Annotated in this window: 14 protein-coding genes and 1 pseudogene; 13 read left to right on the top strand and 2 right to left on the bottom strand. The window is 67.8% G+C overall.

Translation table 11 applies throughout. The annotated features are described in order from the left end of the window. The first annotated feature begins 101 nt into the window (after window positions 1–101). On the top strand, window positions 102–1,571 hold the full coding sequence (locus KMW22_RS17875; protein ID WP_221091386.1) for a potassium/proton antiporter: 1,470 nt from the start codon (window positions 102–104) through the stop codon (window positions 1,569–1,571). A 13-nt stretch (window positions 1,572–1,584) separates the two neighbouring features. On the opposite strand, the gene KMW22_RS17880 is transcribed toward KMW22_RS17875, so the two are convergent. Next, the gene (locus KMW22_RS17880) at window positions 1,585–1,935 is read right to left on the bottom strand and encodes a DUF6210 family protein (RefSeq protein ID WP_328774755.1); all 351 of its coding nucleotides are present in this window, start codon (window positions 1,933–1,935) and stop codon (window positions 1,585–1,587) included. A 195-nt stretch (window positions 1,936–2,130) separates the two neighbouring features. Here KMW22_RS17880 and glyA point away from each other — a divergent pair, with 195 nt between their 5' ends. From glyA to KMW22_RS17905, 5 genes are all read left to right on the top strand, one after another. Then, window positions 2,131–3,357 carry a serine hydroxymethyltransferase gene (glyA, locus tag KMW22_RS17885; RefSeq protein WP_221091387.1) on the top strand — a complete coding sequence of 409 codons (1,227 nt, stop codon included), beginning with the start codon at window positions 2,131–2,133 and terminating at the stop codon, window positions 3,355–3,357. 162 nt (window positions 3,358–3,519) lie between these two features. Next, window positions 3,520–4,599, top strand: coding sequence for an HD-GYP domain-containing protein (locus KMW22_RS17890; protein ID WP_221091388.1), 1,080 nt, complete (start codon window positions 3,520–3,522; stop codon window positions 4,597–4,599). Window positions 4,600–4,661: 62 nt separating this feature from the next. Next, window positions 4,662–5,609: an ABC transporter substrate-binding protein gene (locus tag KMW22_RS17895; RefSeq protein ID WP_221091389.1), complete on the top strand. Its 948-nt coding sequence runs from the start codon at window positions 4,662–4,664 to the stop codon at window positions 5,607–5,609. 420 nt (window positions 5,610–6,029) lie between these two features. Beyond that, window positions 6,030–6,938 (top strand): RIO1 family regulatory kinase/ATPase domain-containing protein, encoded by a 909-nt coding sequence (locus KMW22_RS17900; RefSeq protein ID WP_221091390.1) that lies wholly within the window; start codon window positions 6,030–6,032, stop codon window positions 6,936–6,938. Between the two features lie 326 nt (window positions 6,939–7,264). Next, window positions 7,265–8,101 carry an HpcH/HpaI aldolase/citrate lyase family protein gene (locus KMW22_RS17905; protein ID WP_328774756.1) on the top strand — a complete coding sequence of 279 codons (837 nt, stop codon included), beginning with the start codon at window positions 7,265–7,267 and terminating at the stop codon, window positions 8,099–8,101. 139 nt (window positions 8,102–8,240) lie between these two features. On the opposite strand, the gene KMW22_RS17910 is transcribed toward KMW22_RS17905, so the two are convergent. Further along, window positions 8,241–8,630: a hypothetical protein gene (locus KMW22_RS17910; protein ID WP_221091391.1), complete on the bottom strand. Its 390-nt coding sequence runs from the start codon at window positions 8,628–8,630 to the stop codon at window positions 8,241–8,243. Between the two features lie 166 nt (window positions 8,631–8,796). On the opposite strand from KMW22_RS17910, the gene ilvA reads away from it, so the two are divergent. The 7 genes and pseudogenes from ilvA to KMW22_RS17945 form a co-directional block, all read left to right on the top strand. Further along, window positions 8,797–10,341 carry a threonine ammonia-lyase, biosynthetic gene (ilvA, locus tag KMW22_RS17915; RefSeq protein ID WP_221091392.1) on the top strand — a complete coding sequence of 515 codons (1,545 nt, stop codon included), beginning with the start codon at window positions 8,797–8,799 and terminating at the stop codon, window positions 10,339–10,341. Between the two features lie 126 nt (window positions 10,342–10,467). Beyond that, window positions 10,468–10,788, top strand: a complete 321-nt coding sequence (locus KMW22_RS17920; protein WP_221091393.1) for a hypothetical protein — start codon at window positions 10,468–10,470, stop codon at window positions 10,786–10,788. Window positions 10,789–10,875: 87 nt separating this feature from the next. Then, on the top strand, window positions 10,876–11,349 hold the full coding sequence (locus KMW22_RS17925; protein ID WP_235693112.1) for a GNAT family N-acetyltransferase: 474 nt from the start codon (window positions 10,876–10,878) through the stop codon (window positions 11,347–11,349). A 228-nt stretch (window positions 11,350–11,577) separates the two neighbouring features. Beyond that, the gene (locus KMW22_RS17930; protein WP_221091394.1) at window positions 11,578–12,600 is read left to right on the top strand and encodes an SRPBCC family protein; all 1,023 of its coding nucleotides are present in this window, start codon (window positions 11,578–11,580) and stop codon (window positions 12,598–12,600) included. A gap of 735 nt (window positions 12,601–13,335) precedes the next feature. Continuing rightward, on the top strand, window positions 13,336–14,556 hold the full coding sequence (locus tag KMW22_RS17935; protein WP_221091395.1) for a CinA family nicotinamide mononucleotide deamidase-related protein: 1,221 nt from the start codon (window positions 13,336–13,338) through the stop codon (window positions 14,554–14,556). After that, window positions 14,544–15,215 carry an RNA 2',3'-cyclic phosphodiesterase gene (thpR, locus tag KMW22_RS17940; protein WP_221091396.1) on the top strand — a complete coding sequence of 224 codons (672 nt, stop codon included), beginning with the start codon at window positions 14,544–14,546 and terminating at the stop codon, window positions 15,213–15,215. The genes KMW22_RS17935 and thpR overlap by 13 nt, the downstream gene beginning before the upstream one ends. Next, window positions 15,212–15,377, top strand: a pseudogene (locus KMW22_RS17945) (DNA recombination/repair protein RecA); the annotation flags it as partial. The gene thpR and the pseudogene KMW22_RS17945, both read left to right, overlap by 4 nt.

Genomic DNA, 15,377 nt, shown 5'->3' on the forward strand with positions numbered 1-15,377 from the left:
CCCCCGCACTCCAGGGGCCAGCTTCTTTTTTCGGCGCCCAGACGCGTGCGAGGATGCCCTCATGATCGTCTCTGTCCTCCTCTTGCTGCCCTGGGGGTCCCATGGGTGAAGTGCACGCCGAAGGCTACCTGTTGGCGGCCGGGGTGCTGCTGCTGGTCAGCCTGCTCGTCAGCCGGCTGGGTGGTCGGCTGGGCATTCCTGGGCTGCTGCTGTTTCTGGGCGTGGGCATGCTGTTCGGCAGCGACGGCCTGGGCATTCAGTTTCAGGATTACGGTCTGGCGCAGGCCATCGGCACGGTGGCGCTGTGTTTCATCCTGTTTCAGGGGGGGCTGGACACCAACTGGGCCAAGACCCGCCCCGTGGTGCGCCGGGGCCTGAGCCTCGCCACCGTGGGCGTGCTGGCCACGGCTGGGGTCATGGCGGCCTTTACCCACTACGCCTTTGGCTTTCCCTGGCTGACCGCGTGGCTGCTGGGCGCCATTGTCAGCAGCACCGATGCCAGCGCCGTATTCTCGGTGCTCAAAGAGCGCAACCTGGGCCTGAAGGGCGACATTGACCCCCTGCTGGAATTCGAGTCCGGGGGCAACGACCCGATGGCGGTGTTTCTGACGGTGGGGATTCTGGAGCTCATGGCCCACCCGGGCCAGGGTGTCCTGAGCATCGCGCCGCTGTTTCTCAAGGAAATGGTGCTGGGCGCGCTGCTGGGTCTGGCGCTGGGCCGGGCGGCCCTGTGGCTGCTCAACCGCGTGCAGTTGCAGTTTGAAGGGCTGTACTCGGTGCTGATGCTGGCGCTGGCCCTGATTATCTTTGCTGGCACCGCCCTGGTGGGTGGCAGCGGCTTTCTGGCCATCTACATCGCGGGCGTGCTGCTGGGCAACGCCGACTTTATCCACAAGCGCTCCCTGATCGGCTTTCACGACGGCCTCTCGTGGCTGATGCAGGTGGGCATGTTCCTCACACTGGGGCTGCTGGTCAATCCCCACGAACTGCTGCCCACGGCGGGACTGGCCCTGGCCTGCTCCTTGATGCTGGTGTTTGTGGCGCGGCCGGTCAGCGTGTACCTCTCGCTGGCCAACGCCCGCATGCCACTGAACGAGAAAAGCATGGTGGCCTGGGTGGGCCTGCGCGGCGCGGTGCCCATCGTGCTGGCCACCTTTCCGCTGGTGGCCGGCATCCCGGAGGCGCGCACCCTCTTTAACATCGTCTTTTTTATCGTGCTTACCAGCGTGCTGCTGCAGGGCACCACCCTGACCCTGGTGGCCCGCTGGCTGCACGTCCGCGAGGAAATTCCGGTGCAGGCCACCTACCCCATCACCTACACCCCCACCGGCCACAACAAGAACGAGATGGTGGAAGTGGAAGTCATGCGCGGCAGCCTCGCGGACGGTGGCCGCATCGTGGACCTGCACCTGCCCCCCGAGGCCCTGGTGATTCTGGTGCACCGGGCCGGCGAATTCCTGATTCCCAAAGGCGCCACCCAGCTCCTGGCCGGCGACAGCGTGCTGGTCCTGGCCGGCGACACTGAGCTGCAGGAAGTGCGGCGAGTACTGGGCCGGCAGCCAGCTGGTTAGGAATAGTCGAGTTTCAATCGCAATTTTCGTGAATCAGGATGCCTGGGCCATAAGCCGTCAATACCGGCACCCAGGCTTCTGTCAGCTCGTCCATGCGCGTCCGGTCAAAGGCCAAGAACGCTCGCTCATCACCGTCCCGAGCGGTATGCCAGAGGGGAATCTTTTCCACGATGTTAGTTAGGTCATCTAAGTCCTGCTCCGTCCACCAGTTAAAGGGTGTTCCGGGGTAGGGCGGATTCCCGTGATAGCGCCCAAACATGCGAACCAACGCCTGTAAATGCTCGGCTCTAAAGATCGGGATGAGGAAACCTTCTATGCTGCGTTCCTCGCAGGCGTGTCCTCCAACCTGACTGGCGTACACCACGCCCGTAGGAGCCTGCACGACCACGACGACGCCAGAACCTTCCGTGCATCCGGGTCCAGGAACACGTAAGCGAGTTCATTTTTCATGGTGTGTCATCTTGCTCGGGCCAGGCTGCTTGTTTCAATCTTTGCACCACGTCTGCCCTGCAAAGACACGCCGCCCAGCCGGCACAGCCCGCAGTGTTACCGTGACCCTATGACCAGCACCGCTGCACCCACCCAGGCCCGCGACACGGCCGTCTTTGACCTGATCGCCCAGGAAGCCGAGCGCCAGCGCGTGGGGCTGGAACTCATCGCCTCAGAGAACTTCACCTCGGCGGCCGTGCGCGAAGCCCAGGGCTCGCTGCTGACCAACAAGTACGCAGAAGGGTACCCCGGCAAGCGCTGGTACGGCGGCTGCGAGATCGTGGATCAGGTGGAGCAGCTGGCCATTGACCGCGTCAAGGAACTGTTCGGCGCCGCGTGGGCCAACGTGCAGCCGCACTCGGGCAGCAGCGCCAACCTCGCGGTGTACAACGCCCTGATTGAGCCCGGCAGCACCGTGCTGGGCATGGACCTCTCGCACGGCGGGCACCTGACGCACGGCAACCCGGTGAACTTCTCGGGGCTGCGCTACCAGATCGTGGGGTACAAGGTGAACCCCGAAACCGAGCGGATTGACATGGACGAGGTGCGCCGCCTTGCCCACGAGCATCAGCCCAAAATGATCATTGCGGGCGCCAGCGCCTACAGCCGCACCATTGACTTCGCGGCCTTCCGCGCGGTGGCCGACGAGGTGGGCGCCATTCTGTTTGCCGACATCGCCCACATTGCGGGCCTGATCGCCGCCGGGGTGCACCCCAACGCGCTGCCCCACGCGCATGTGGTGGCCAGCACCACCCACAAGACCCTGCGTGGTCCACGCGGCGGCATCATTCTCAGCAACGACCCCGAACTGGGCGCCAAGATTGACCGCGCCGTGTTCCCCGGCTACCAAGGCGGCCCGCTGGAGCATGTAATCGCCGCCAAGGCCGTGGCCTTTGGCGAGGCGCTGCAGCCTGAATTCAAAACCTACGCCGCACAGATCATCAGGAACGCGCAGGCGCTGGCCGCTGCCTTTCAGGACCTGGGCTACCGCGTGGTGTCGGGCGGCACCGACAACCACCTGCTGGTGCTGGACCTGCGCCCCCAGGGCCTGAACGGCACCAAGGCCACCAAGCGGCTGGACGCCAACCACATCACCATCTCCAAGTCCACCCTGCCCTACGACACCGAAAAAATCCTGCACGGCGGCGGCATTCGCATTGGCACGCCGGCTGTCACCACGCGCGGCATGGTCGAGAGCGACATGCCCACCATCGCCGGCCTGATTGACCGTGCCCTGAAAGGCGAGGACGTGAAGGCCGAGGTCCACGCCTTCGCCGCGCGCTTTCCGCTGCCCTGAGGCTGGGCTCCTCTCAGATGAAGGGCGGGCCATGCCCACCCCAATGAATGGGCAGGCGCCCCACAACGGTGCCGCCCCGAACCACCCCAGAGGGGGGCCACGCGGCCCCTTTTCTCTTTTGTGAGGTTTTCCTCATTGGGTGTGTCATAGTAGAGCCATCTCATGACCATGGTGGACGCTTCCGGGAACTTCGCTGAGCTGACCTTGCGGCTCACGCGGTTGGGGCTCACGGCCCCCGACCTGGGCAGCGCCATGCAGCCGGTGCTGGACGCGCTGCTGCTTCACACGGGCGCGCATGGAGCCGGCTATTACCAGTGGTGGGCCCCGGACAACCTGTACCGGGTGCGCGCCGAAAGTGGAGTGCAGCCGCTGGGCCGCTGGCGCCAGGGCCTGTCGCCGCAGCTGCCGCTGGTGCGCGCGCTGGCCCAGGCGCAGGAGCCCCTGTTTATTGCCGATATCCGCACGCACCCGGCCGCGCGCACCTTTGCGGTGCCGGGCCTGCGCTCGCTGAGCGCGGCGCCCGTGCACGACCCCGGGGGCCGCTTGATCGGCACGCTGCTGCTGCTGGGGCTCTCGCCCCAGGCGTGGTCGGCAGCCGAGCAGGCGCTGGTGCGGGGCGTGACGGGCCTGATGGCCCTGCTGGCTGCCCGCCTGGACGCCGAGGAACGCGAGCGGCACGCCCACGAAAGTGCCCTGCGCGCCCTGGGCCTGTGCCTGGAAGCCCGCAGCGCCGAAACCCACGGCCACACCGACCGGGTGACCCGGCTGGCCACGCAGCTGGGCCAGGCCCTGGACCTCAATGAAGAGGACCTGTGCGCCCTGCGCTGGGGGGCGTACCTGCACGACATTGGCAAACTGAGCCTGCCCGACGAGATCCTGCACTGCCCCGGCCCCCTGACCGACGACATGCGCGAGCGGATGCGCCGCCATGTGGACGAAGGGGTCAATCTGGCCCGGCAACTGCCCTTCCTGCCGGGCGAGGCCCTGAATGTGGTGGCGGCCCACCACGAACGCTGGGACGGCACCGGCTATCCCCGGGGGGTGTGCGGCGAAGCCATTCCGCTGACCGCGCGCATTTTTGCGGTGTGCGACGTGTTCGACGCCCTGACCAGCAGCCGCACCTACAAGGCTGCCTGGAGCGCCGACGAGGCCCTGAGCTTTATCCAGGCGGCCAGCGGCACCCACTTTGACCCCCGGGTGGTGCGCGCCCTGACCGGCGTGCTGGGCCGGGCCCAGGCCTAAGGCCACGGCAGACCGCCGCCTGCATCACAGACGGGTCACCCGGCGCGCCTATACTCGCCCTCATGAGACGCGCCGCCTTCTTGCTGCTGGGCCTGCTGGCCACCTCTGCCGCCGCGCAGCGCACGGTGAACATTGGCCTGGGCTACAACCCGGACGTGCAGTTCACGCCCTTCTACGTGGCCGACAAGCTGGGCTATTTCGGCGCCGAGGGCCTGAAGGTGAATTACCAGCACGGCTACGTGTCGCAGCTGCTGCCCCTGCTGCTGCAGGGCAAGCTGGACTTTGTGGTGGGCGACCCCGAAGACGCCATCTTCGCGCGCAACCAGGGCGCCGACGTGCGCTACGTGATGACCATGTACCAGAAAAACCCGGTCACGGTCTTTAGCCTGAAACCCCTGAATACGGTTCAGGACCTAAGGGGCCTCACGGTGGGCCTGCCCGGCCCCTTTGGCAGCTCCTACCACGCCATTCAGGCACTGTTGGACAACGCGAACCTGCAGGAAGGCAAGGACGTGCGCCTGAGCAGCATCGGCTTTACGCAGGTGGACGCCGTGCGCGCCGGGCGGGTGGACGCCGCCGTGGGCTACGCCAACAACGACGTGCTGCAACTGGCCCGCACCAGCGGCAAGCGCGTGTATACCCTGGATGTCACGGGCGCCTACCCGATGGTGGGCGTGGGCCTAATTGGCACAGGCAAGAGCCTCTCGGGCGATCTGGCCAAGAAGGTGGTGCGCGCCGCGCAGCGCGGCCTGAAGTTCACGGTGGCCGACCCCGCACGCGCCTTCAAGCTGGCCCAGCCGGTGTTTGGCAGCAGTGGTAGCCTGGACGTGCTGCGCGCCAGCGTGCCCCTGATGACCGGCCCCTACGCCCAGGCGAACGGCCTGGGGGCCATGAACCCGGCCGCCTGGACCAAGGCGGTGGCCGCGCTGATCAAGCAGGGCAAACTGCCCGCCAGTGCCAAGGCCACGGACTACTACACCAACGCCTACATCAGCAAAACGCTGAAGTAAGCCAGCTCCCGACCCCTCCCCCTTCCCGAATGGTCCTGACCGAAGGCGCTTGCAGCGTGGCGCAGCGAAGGTAAAACACCAGCGGCTGTCCACCTCCCAGACAGCATCCGCAGACAACCTGCAGCCCTTGACCGCGCCTGATCTGGGCGCGGTTTTGTCGTAGAAACCCTGCCCCTTTGCATCCGCCACCCCCGCTAGGCGTGATGGCCTAGCGCCGCAGATCTTCGTGACAGGCGCCGCATTTGCCTGCTACGCTGCGTTCATCACCGAAAGGAGGTGTTGCCTATGACCGACATCACTAACACCAAGACCGCTGCCCACCGAGTCTTTGTTCCTGCGTACAGGAGTGATTTTGTTTCACCAACCGTGGCCACCTCTGCCTTCGGGCGCATCCAAGCCTTGTAACCCCCCGGGGCGCCCATGAGCGCCCAACGACAGCCCCAGTGGAGCGCCCAGGACGATTTCTGGGACGACACTGACGATCTGACCGACGAGCCGCAGGAACGCATCCGGCGACCCCGCAAAAAGCCCACAGGCCGCCGCGCGCTGGCCGACCTGACCGCCGAGGGCGAGGGCGTCCAGGACGATGTCATTCGCCGCCTGAAAGACCTGGGCCACATCACCGAAGTGGTGGCCGAACTGAAAAGCGGCAAGGAAGCCACGGCGTACGTGGCGCGCGGCCCCAAAGGCAACGTCCTGCTGAAGCTCTACCGCGACCTGGAAGCCCGCTCATTCAAGAACGACAGTGTGTACCGCGCCGGGCAGGTGATTCTGGACGTGCGCGCCAAGCGGGCCATGGAAGGCCGCACCCGCAAGGGCCTTGCCATGCTGCAAGAAGGCTGGGTGAACGCCGAGTACGCCCACCTGTGGCACCTATGGGAAGCGGGCTTGCCCGTGCCTGAGCCCCTGGTGGGCCCCCATCCCTTCGAGTACGCCCAGACCACCCCCGCCGTCCTGATGCGCCTGATCGGCACCGAAGACCAGATTGCCCCGCGCCTGAGTGACGCCGCCCTGAGCCCCGAGCAGGCCCAGAGTGCCTGGGACCAGAGCGTGCGCGGCATGGCCGATCTGCTGCGGCTGGGCTACGCCCACGGCGACTACAGCACCTACAACCTTCTCTGGTGGGAGGACACCGTGATCATCATTGATTTTCCCCAGCTCACCACGCGCCAGAACCCCCATTTTCACGACCTGCTGGCCAGAGACGCCCAGAGCCTCGTGACCAGCTTCCGCAAGCACGGCATCCACGCCGACACCCAGAGCACCCTGCGCGAGGTGCAGCGCCGCGCCCTGGGCCCGGCCCCGGCCCCCCGCCTGCTGCTGCCGTGAAGGTCGCGTACCCCCGCCCACTTCCTTTCGTGAAGTGGGTTTTTTGTGCCTTGCAGGTGGGCCCATGTTTCATATGGCTTCCGAAAAATTCCGTAACGGGTTGTGGAATTTTTCCGACCAGAGGGAGAAGGAAAAGCTACGGATTTCCGGGAATTGGGCTGGCACAGCGCCGAAGGCGGGGAACATCCAGTTCTTTCCTGGATGTTCCGGAAATGGACGGAATCCGTATCATACTGCCCGCATGCCCCGTCCCCTGAGATTCTTGCTGGTGCTACTGCCATTTCTGCTGGGCAGCAGCGCCGCCCGCCGTGCCCGCCCGGAGCGCCGTGACCGCTAATCCCCTTCCTGCCGCCGCGCGCCCCTGGCGCTCCGTGCTGTATGTGCCGGGCGACAAACCCCGCGCCATAGAAAAAGCCCGCACCCTGGGCGCCGATGCGGTGATTCTGGATCTGGAAGACGCGGTGGCCCCCGAACACAAGGCCGGGGCCCGCGAGGACGTGCGCGCCGCGCTGGCCCAGCCCTGGCCGGTGCCGGTGCTGCTGCGCCTGAATGCCCCGGGCACCCCCTGGCACGGGGACGATCTGGCGCTGGCCGCGCACCCGGCGCTGGCTGGGGTGGTGCTGCCCAAGGTCGAGGCGCCGCCCACCCTGGCCGGGCCGAAGCCGCTGTGGGCCATGATTGAAACGCCGCTGGGGGTGCTTGGGGCCCCCGCCATTGCCGCTGCGCCGGGGGTGGCGGGCCTGATTGCCGGGGCCAATGATCTGGCCCGCGCCCTGCGCACCCGCCCCCACCCGGGCCGGGAGCCGCTGCTCGCCGCCCTGAGCGCTGTGGTCCTGGCCGCCCGCGCCTATGGCAAGGTGCCCCTGGACGCCGTGTACAACGATGTGCGCGACCCCGAAGGCTTGGCCCGGGAATGCGTGCAGGGGCGCGCCCTCGGCTTCGCAGGCAAGACGGTGATTCACCCCGGCCAGATCGAAGCCGCCAATACCGCCTATGGCGTGAGCGGCGCCGAAGCCGAGCGCGCCCGCGCCCTGCTGGCCGCCTGGAACGAGGCCCGCGCCGCCGGGCAGAGTGTGGCGATCTTCCAGGGTGCCCTGGTGGAACAGATGCATGTGGACGAGGCCCAGGACACGCTGGCCCTGTGGGCGGCTCAGCAAGGCTGAGTGCCACAGCACTGCTCTAGCGCAGTTGCCATCACGATGATGTGGGTTCCTGACCCTCTCCCCTCGTGGGACTAGAAGAGCTGCGACACAGCGAGGGCCTCGCGCCGCGAGGGGTGAGGGGGTTCTTTGCTCAACCGCTCTAGTCCTCCAGGCGCTGCGGCGCCACCGCCCCCTCGCCGCGCTGACGCCACGCCTGAAAGGCGCTGTGGCCTTCCTCGCTCAGTTCAGTGCGCGCCAGGCCGTCCGGGGCCACCGTCCAGCCGCGCCGGTTGGCGTCCTCTGGCAGACCGCTGAAGGTGTAGCGGCCCGGGGCCAGCGGGCGCGAGGGGCGGGCAGTCACCAGATAGGGGTAATACTCCTGCTCAAAGCGCCGCTGCAGGCGGGCCTCGCGGCCGTGGTCCACGCCCGAGATGCCCATGAACAGGAACACCGGCCCCAGGTCCACATACGGCCACAGCCGCCGCCGCCGGACGGTCACGTCGCGCAGCGTCAGGGCTTCGGGGGGCGGCAGCTTGCCCAGAGGAGTCATGGATCTTGTCTACCCCTGCGCGTGTCAGACAATCCAGCCCCAGCCTATGCTCGCCCTATGAACGCGGCGCGAATTCTCCGGCCACCAGGGGCAAGCTCCTGACGGCCCGCGCGCTGTCTTTGGCCCCCGAGACCGGTGCTCGGGGGCGTTTGCTTTGGGGGCCCACATGGAAGTAGCTGCTTTGCCGCAAGACCTGACCGCCAGCGACGTGCTGCGCCTTGCCCTGACCGGCAAGGTGTACGGCGCGGCCCACCAGACCCCGCTGAGCGAGGCCCCGCGCCTCAGTGCCCGCACGGGCGCCCGCGTGCTCCTCAAGCGCGAAGACCAGCAGCCCATCTTTTCTTTCAAGTTGCGCGGCGCTTACAACAAGATGGCGCAGCTCTCGGCCGCTGAGCGGGGGCGGGGCGTGATCTGCGCCTCGGCGGGCAACCACGCGCAGGGGGTGGCCTACGCCGCCCAGCAGCTGGGCCTGCGGGCCGTGATCGTGATGCCCGCCACCACCCCCGAGATCAAGGTGGCCGCCTGCCGCGCCCGGGGCGCCGAGGTGGTGCTGTTCGGGGATTCGTTCAGCGACGCCGAAACCCACGCCTACGCCCTGCAGGCCGCCGGGGGCCTGACGTTTGTGCACCCCTACGACGATCCCCTGGTCCTGGCCGGGCAGGGCACGGTGGCCCTGGAACTGCTGCGGCAACTGGACACGGAGGGGCCCGTGACCGTGTTCGTGCCGGTGGGCGGCGGCGGCCTGATTGCGGGCGTGGCCGGCGTGCTGGCCGCCCTGCGCCCGGATATCCGCGTGGTGGGTGTGGAGCCCGAAGACAGCGACGCCATGTACCAGTCGGTGCAGGCGGGCGAGCGGGTGCGGCTTGCCGAGGTGGGCATTTTTGTGGATGGGGTGGCAGTCAAGCAGGTGGGGGCCTACACCTTTGAACTGGCACGGCGCCATGTGCACGACTGGGTGCGCGTGACCACCGACGAGGTTTGCGCCGCCATCAAGGACGTGTTCGACGACACCCGCGCCGTCATGGAACCGGCGGGCGCGCTGGCAGTGGCCGGGCTCAAGCGCTACGCCGCGCAGCGCGGCCTGCAGGGGCAGACGCTGGTGGCCCTGACCTGCGGCGCCAACGTGAACTTTGACCGCCTGCGCCACGTGGCCGAGCGCGCCGAAATCGGCGAAGAGCGCGAGGCCATCTTCGCCGTGACCATTCCCGAGCGGCCCGGCGCCTTCCGCGCGTTTATCGAGGTGGTGGGCAAGCGGGCCATCACCGAGTTCAATTACCGCTACGCCCCGCGCGCCCAGGCCCAGATTTTCGTGGGGGTGCAATTGAGTGGCGCCCACGAACGCGCGGCGCTGCGCGCCGAGTTAGAAGCGCGCGGCTACCCGGTGCTGGACCTGACCGGCGACGAACTGGCCAAGGTGCATGTGCGCCACATGGTGGGCGGGCGGGCACCCGAGGCGGCCTTTGAGCGCGTGTATTCGTTCACCTTCCCCGAGCGCCCCGGCGCGCTGCTGGACTTTCTGACCCAGCTGCATGGCCGCTGGAACATCAGCCTCTTTCATTACCGCAACCACGGAAGCGCCCACGGACGGGTGCTTGCGGGCCTGCAGGTGCCCCCGGGCGACGAGGCCGCCTTCGGGGCCTTCCTGGCCGGTGTGGGCTACCCGGCGAGCGACATGACCGCCAACCCCGCTTACCGCCTCTTCCTGACCTGACGGAAATCAGGACAAGCTTGTCTTTCCTGATCCCACCCCCATCCTGTCTAAACGCCCAGTCACATATGAAGGGGTGCTGCGGCCCCACTCACCCCCACCGGGGCCCGGCGTGGCGAGATAAACCCCATGACAGAGACACGCACAACGCAGACCGTGGGCCTGAGTGGCGCGTGGCAGGGCGAGGCCACCGACCCCCAGCGCACCTTTCAGGGTGAAGTGGTCACGTCCAGTCTGGAAGCGCTTCCGGTGGGCACCAGTGTAGAGGTGGCCTTTCAGAGCAGTGGCCGCCGCGTCACCGGACCCAGCGAACACGGCAACTACGTGCTGAGCGCCGGGGCGCATCACTGGACGGTTGCCCGCTTCACCCAGCATCCCAGCGCCACTGGCCAGAGCCGCGACGACCGTCTGCCTTCGGGCGACTGGGTGGCCGAACTGGTGGCCCACTGACGGGCAGCCCAGCACTCCCCGACCGCCTTCACCCTGGGGCGAGAGTTTGGCCTTGCGCCTGGTGGCGGGCTGTGCCTACGCTGAATCATGCCCACCCCGCGCCTGCTGGACATGCCGCCCACCGACCTGCGCGTGCAGGCCCTGATGAACGCCCAGCAGCGCGAACTGCGCGAGCTCTACCAGGACACCGACGAACGCACCGAGCCCTTTGATCCCCTCACGCTCAGCGGCGAGGGCTGCGTGCTGCTGGCCGCCGAAGAGAAAGGCGAACTGCTGGCTTGCGGCGCCCTGAAACGCTGGGATGAGGCTTCGGCCGAGGTCAAGCGCATGTACACCGTGCCTGCCGCGCGGGGCCGGGGGGTGGGGCGGGCGCTGCTGGACGAACTGATCGCCCGGGGCCGCGCCGCCGGGTACGCCCGGCTGGTGCTGGAAACCGGTGATCAGCAGGCCGCCGCGCTGGCCCTGTACGAACGCGCGGGCTTTCGCCGCATTCCCAACTTTGGCTACTACGAGGGCATAGACAACAGCCTGTGCTACGAGCTGCCGCTGCGGGAGGCGTAAGACGGCTTCCGAAAAATGCCGTCACACCTGACGGCATTTTTCCGACCGGAGGGACTCGGAGAGCTGCGCAGGAGAGAAGGAAAGGGTACGGATTTCCGGGAATCGGGCTGGAACAGCGCCGAAGGCGGGGAACATCCAGTTCTTTTCCGGATGTTCCGGACATGGACGGCAGTCCGTATAAGCACCCCTCCCCCGGCGCCACCGCCCGGCGCAGGGTAGGCTGGGCCCATGAAACCCCTGGGGGCCGGGGCGCTGCTGGGCGGCGCGGCGGGTGTGTTGTATGGCCTGGGCGTGTACCTGTGGCTGCACGTGCTGGACGGCGGCGACGGTGGCGCCGGGGTGATGGTGGCGTCCTACCTGTTTCTGGTGCCGTTCGTGCTGGGGCTGCTGTCGGTGACCATCACGCTGCGCCTCGCGCGGCCCCACGCGCCAGCCCCGGCGCCCGATCCATTCGGCGACCCGCCGCCTGCGCGCCCCTCACCGCTGGGTGAAGCGATGGGGGTGGCCGCGCTGACCACCACCGTCTTTCTGGTGACGGCGCTGGTGGTGGGTTTCGAGGGCGTGCTGTGCGCCTTTATTGCTGCCCCGGTGATGTACGTCATGGCGGCGCTGGGGGCGGGCACAGCGTTCCTGGCACAGCGCTGGTGGCGGCGGGGCCGCGCGGGGGCGCTGCTGCTGACTGCCGCCCTGCCGGCCGTGCTGGGCCCGCTGGAGCAGCGCCTTACCCCGCCCAGCGTGTACCGCACCGTCACCAACAGCGTGCTGGTGCACGCGCCACCAGAAGCCGTCTGGGCACAGATTCGCAGCGTGCCGCGCATTCAGGACCGCGAAATTCAAACCGGCTGGGCCCACCTCGCTGGCCTGCCGCGCCCCCGCGAAGCGGTGCTGACGGGAACGGGCGTGGGGGCCGCGCGCCTCGCCACCTTTGACGGCGCCCTGAGCTTTCTGGAAACGGTGACCGACTGGCAGGAGGAGCGGCTGCTGTCGTTTCGCATTCAGGCCCGCGACCCCGGCGGCCTGGACCCCCATGTGCGGGTGGGCGGCCGGTTCTTTGACGTGCTAAGCGGCACCTACCGTCTGGAGGAGATTGAGCCAGGCGTCACCCTCCTCCACCTGAGCAGCACCCAGCGCCTGAGCACGCCTTTTAACGGCTACGCCGCCTACTTTACGCAGGCCATCATGCACGACCTGCAACGCACCATCCTGGACGTGGTCCGCGACCGCGCTGAGGCGCAGGCCCTGATGGATTGAAAAGGAATTCCATTTCGCCTCCTTCGAGCAGGCACAACCACGCTGACCACGCCCAAATTACCTCCTGCATGGTTCGGGCCGTTTTAGAGCGGTTGACAAAAGAACCCCTCACCCCTCGCTGCGCGAGGCCCTCTCTGCGACGCAGCTCTTCGAGTCCCACGAGGGGAGAGGGTCAAGAACCAACATTTTCTTTATGTCAACTGCTCTAAAGCGAGGTCAGGAGGCCATGAGAGTGAGGGCATCTGGGACGCCATGCCCGCTCACCCCCCTCCCAACCTCTCGCTGCGCGAGCTGTCCCAGTCCCCCGCAAGGAGGGAGGGGCAAAAGCAGGTGTGCGTTGGCAAAGCCATACAGAACTCTGCAACTGTCTGAACCACTACCGCCCCATCTTTTTGTCTTTTGAAAAGTAGAACCTTCTAGGCCGCACCAAGCTCCCTTGCCCCCGTACCACCCAGGTCCAGACGAAGCCGTCGTGCGCGAAGCGCGCGGGCGTCCGGCGATGGGCGGAGGCAGACCCCGGCGTACACAGCGGGGTGAAGGAAGGCCGCCATAAATCGTCAGTCAACGTTGCCCAGTGCGAACGTTGCTCCCCCCGTCCCCTCTGGGGCTGGGGGGCTGGGGGGGTGGGGCCGCCCCAGCAAACCAACGCCCCACCGCCCCCACTCCATTCACAAAACCATAGCCCCCCACACTGGACTCAAGTTTCGCTTTCGCCTATACTACCCCGAGGTTGTTATGCCTATAGCAGAAATCATCAGTGTAGGAACAGAACTGCTGTTCGGCGAAATTGTCGACAGCAACGCGGCGTTCCTGGCCCGTGAACTGGCCGGGCGCGGCGTGACCCTGCACCGCAAAACTGTGCTGGGCGACAACCTTGAGCGCCTGACCGCTGCCATTCACACCGCCCTTAGCCGCGCCGACCTGCTGCTGCTGGGCGGCGGCCTGGGCCCCACCGACGACGACCTGACGCGCGAGGCGGTGGCCGCCGCGCTGCAGGAAACCCCCACAGAAGATCCCGAACTCCTGGCGTGGCTGCGCGGCCTGTACGACTCGCGCGGGCGCACCATGCCCGAGATCAACCGCAAGCAGGCGTGGCTGATTCCCTCGGCCCAGGCCCTGCCCAACCCGGTGGGGACGGCGCCGGGCTGGTTTGTTCGCACCACCTGGCAAGGGCAGGAGCGGCTGATTGTGGCCCTGCCCGGCCCCCCCCGCGAGATGCAGAAGATGTGGCGCGAACAGGTGCTGCCCCGCCTGCCGCTGCCCAGCGCCACGTTACTGCACACCACCATTCACACCCAGGGCATTGGCGAGAGCAATATCGCTGAGCTGCTGGGCGACCTGACCCGGCAGCCCAACCCCAGCGTGGCCACCTACGCCCGCCGCACCGGCGTGGACGTGCGCGTGGCCGCCAGCGCCCCCAGCGACGCCGAAGCCCAGGCCCTGCTGCACCCCGTGCGCGAGCAGGTGCGCGCGGCCCTGAAAAAGTGGACCTGGGGCGAGGACGACCAGACCCTACCGGGCGCCGTGCAAACGGCCCTGGGCGGGCGCGCCCTGGGCGTCATTGAAGCCGGCAGTGGCGGCGTCCTGTGCACCCTGCTGGCTGATCAGGCGGGCTTTCTGGACGCCGCCGTGACCCAGGACCACCGCCGCCTGATCACCCTGGGCCTCACCCCGGTCACCCTGCAGGATCAGGGCCTCTACAGCGAGCAGGCCGCGCGTGAACTGGCCGCCGGCGCCCGCGAGCACCTGGGCGCGCAGGTGGGGCTGGCGGTGGTGGCCTGCACCCACGGCGAGGGCGCCGGGCAGACCCACGCCGCGCTGGATACCGGCGAGGGCGAAGTGCGGACCCTCAGCCTTAACTGGCCCGGCGACGCGGCACAGGTGCGTGACCGCGCGGCCGTCTCGGCACTGGGGCTTGCCCTGCGGGGCCTGCGGCCCGGAGGATGGTCGGCGTGAAGGTCAAACCTGCCCCCCGCCGACCCGCCCCCCCCAAGGGGCCATCCCCGGCCGAACCCCACACCCCCAGCACCCTGCGCCTGTTCTATGCCCTGAAGGTACCCGCCACGCTGGCGCCCCCCCTGCAGGAAGCCCAGGGCAAGCTGCGCGGCAACTGGCGCCCTGTACCGGCCGAGCAGTTCCACGTGACCCTGGCCTACCTGCCCGCCGTGCCGCCCGCACGCGTGGACGACCTCAAGCGCCTGGGGGCCCAGCTGACCCAGGACCTGCCCCCACTGCACCTGAAGCTGCGCGGCACCGGCTACTTTCCCAACGAAGGCAGCCCCCGCGTGTGGTTCGTGAAGGTGGAGGGCGAGGGCCTGAACGAGCTGGCCGCCGCCCTGCGCGCTGGCCTGCAGGCGCTGGGCGTGGAGACTGACGACCTGCCCTTCAAGGCGCACGTCACTCTGGCGCGCAAGAAGGGCCCGGCGCCGCGCGTGCCGCCCCTGCTGTTCTCGCAGGGCTGGCAGGCGCCGCAGGTCACGCTCTACCGCTCCATCCTGCGCAAAACCGGACCCATTCACGAGACCGTCAGCACCTTCCGTCTGCGCGGCGCACCCGTGGCCGCCTCTGAAGCCGCCCCCACTTCCCCGGACCCCAGTACCCAGGAGACCCCATGAGCAAAGAAAAAGAGCTGAACACGACCCCCGCCGACGCGAAGGAGCGGGCGAAAGCGATCGAAACGGCGATGAGCCAGATCGAGAAGGCGTTTGGCAAGGGCTCGATCATGAAGCTGGGCGCCGAGAGCAAGCTCGACGTCCAGGCCGTCTCCACCGGCAGCC

The organism is Deinococcus aquaedulcis (assembly GCF_019693445.1).
In the GTDB taxonomy this organism is placed as follows: Bacteria; Deinococcota; Deinococci; order Deinococcales; family Deinococcaceae; genus Deinococcus; species Deinococcus aquaedulcis.

Coding starts and splice junctions, on each gene's coding strand:
- KMW22_RS17900 (WP_221091390.1), top strand. CDS start 6,030: ATGAGCGCCCAACGACAGCCCCAGTGGAGCGCCCAGGACGATTTCTGG.
- thpR (WP_221091396.1), top strand. CDS start 14,544: ATGGTCGGCGTGAAGGTCAAACCTGCCCCCCGCCGACCCGCCCCCCCC.
- ilvA (WP_221091392.1), top strand. CDS start 8,797: ATGGAAGTAGCTGCTTTGCCGCAAGACCTGACCGCCAGCGACGTGCTG.
- KMW22_RS17930 (WP_221091394.1), top strand. CDS start 11,578: ATGAAACCCCTGGGGGCCGGGGCGCTGCTGGGCGGCGCGGCGGGTGTG.
- KMW22_RS17935 (WP_221091395.1), top strand. CDS start 13,336: ATGCCTATAGCAGAAATCATCAGTGTAGGAACAGAACTGCTGTTCGGC.
- KMW22_RS17895 (WP_221091389.1), top strand. CDS start 4,662: ATGAGACGCGCCGCCTTCTTGCTGCTGGGCCTGCTGGCCACCTCTGCC.
- glyA (WP_221091387.1), top strand. CDS start 2,131: ATGACCAGCACCGCTGCACCCACCCAGGCCCGCGACACGGCCGTCTTT.
- KMW22_RS17925 (WP_235693112.1), top strand. CDS start 10,876: ATGCCCACCCCGCGCCTGCTGGACATGCCGCCCACCGACCTGCGCGTG.
- KMW22_RS17920 (WP_221091393.1), top strand. CDS start 10,468: ATGACAGAGACACGCACAACGCAGACCGTGGGCCTGAGTGGCGCGTGG.
- KMW22_RS17910 (WP_221091391.1), bottom strand. CDS start 8,630: ATGACTCCTCTGGGCAAGCTGCCGCCCCCCGAAGCCCTGACGCTGCGC.
- KMW22_RS17875 (WP_221091386.1), top strand. CDS start 102: ATGGGTGAAGTGCACGCCGAAGGCTACCTGTTGGCGGCCGGGGTGCTG.
- KMW22_RS17890 (WP_221091388.1), top strand. CDS start 3,520: ATGACCATGGTGGACGCTTCCGGGAACTTCGCTGAGCTGACCTTGCGG.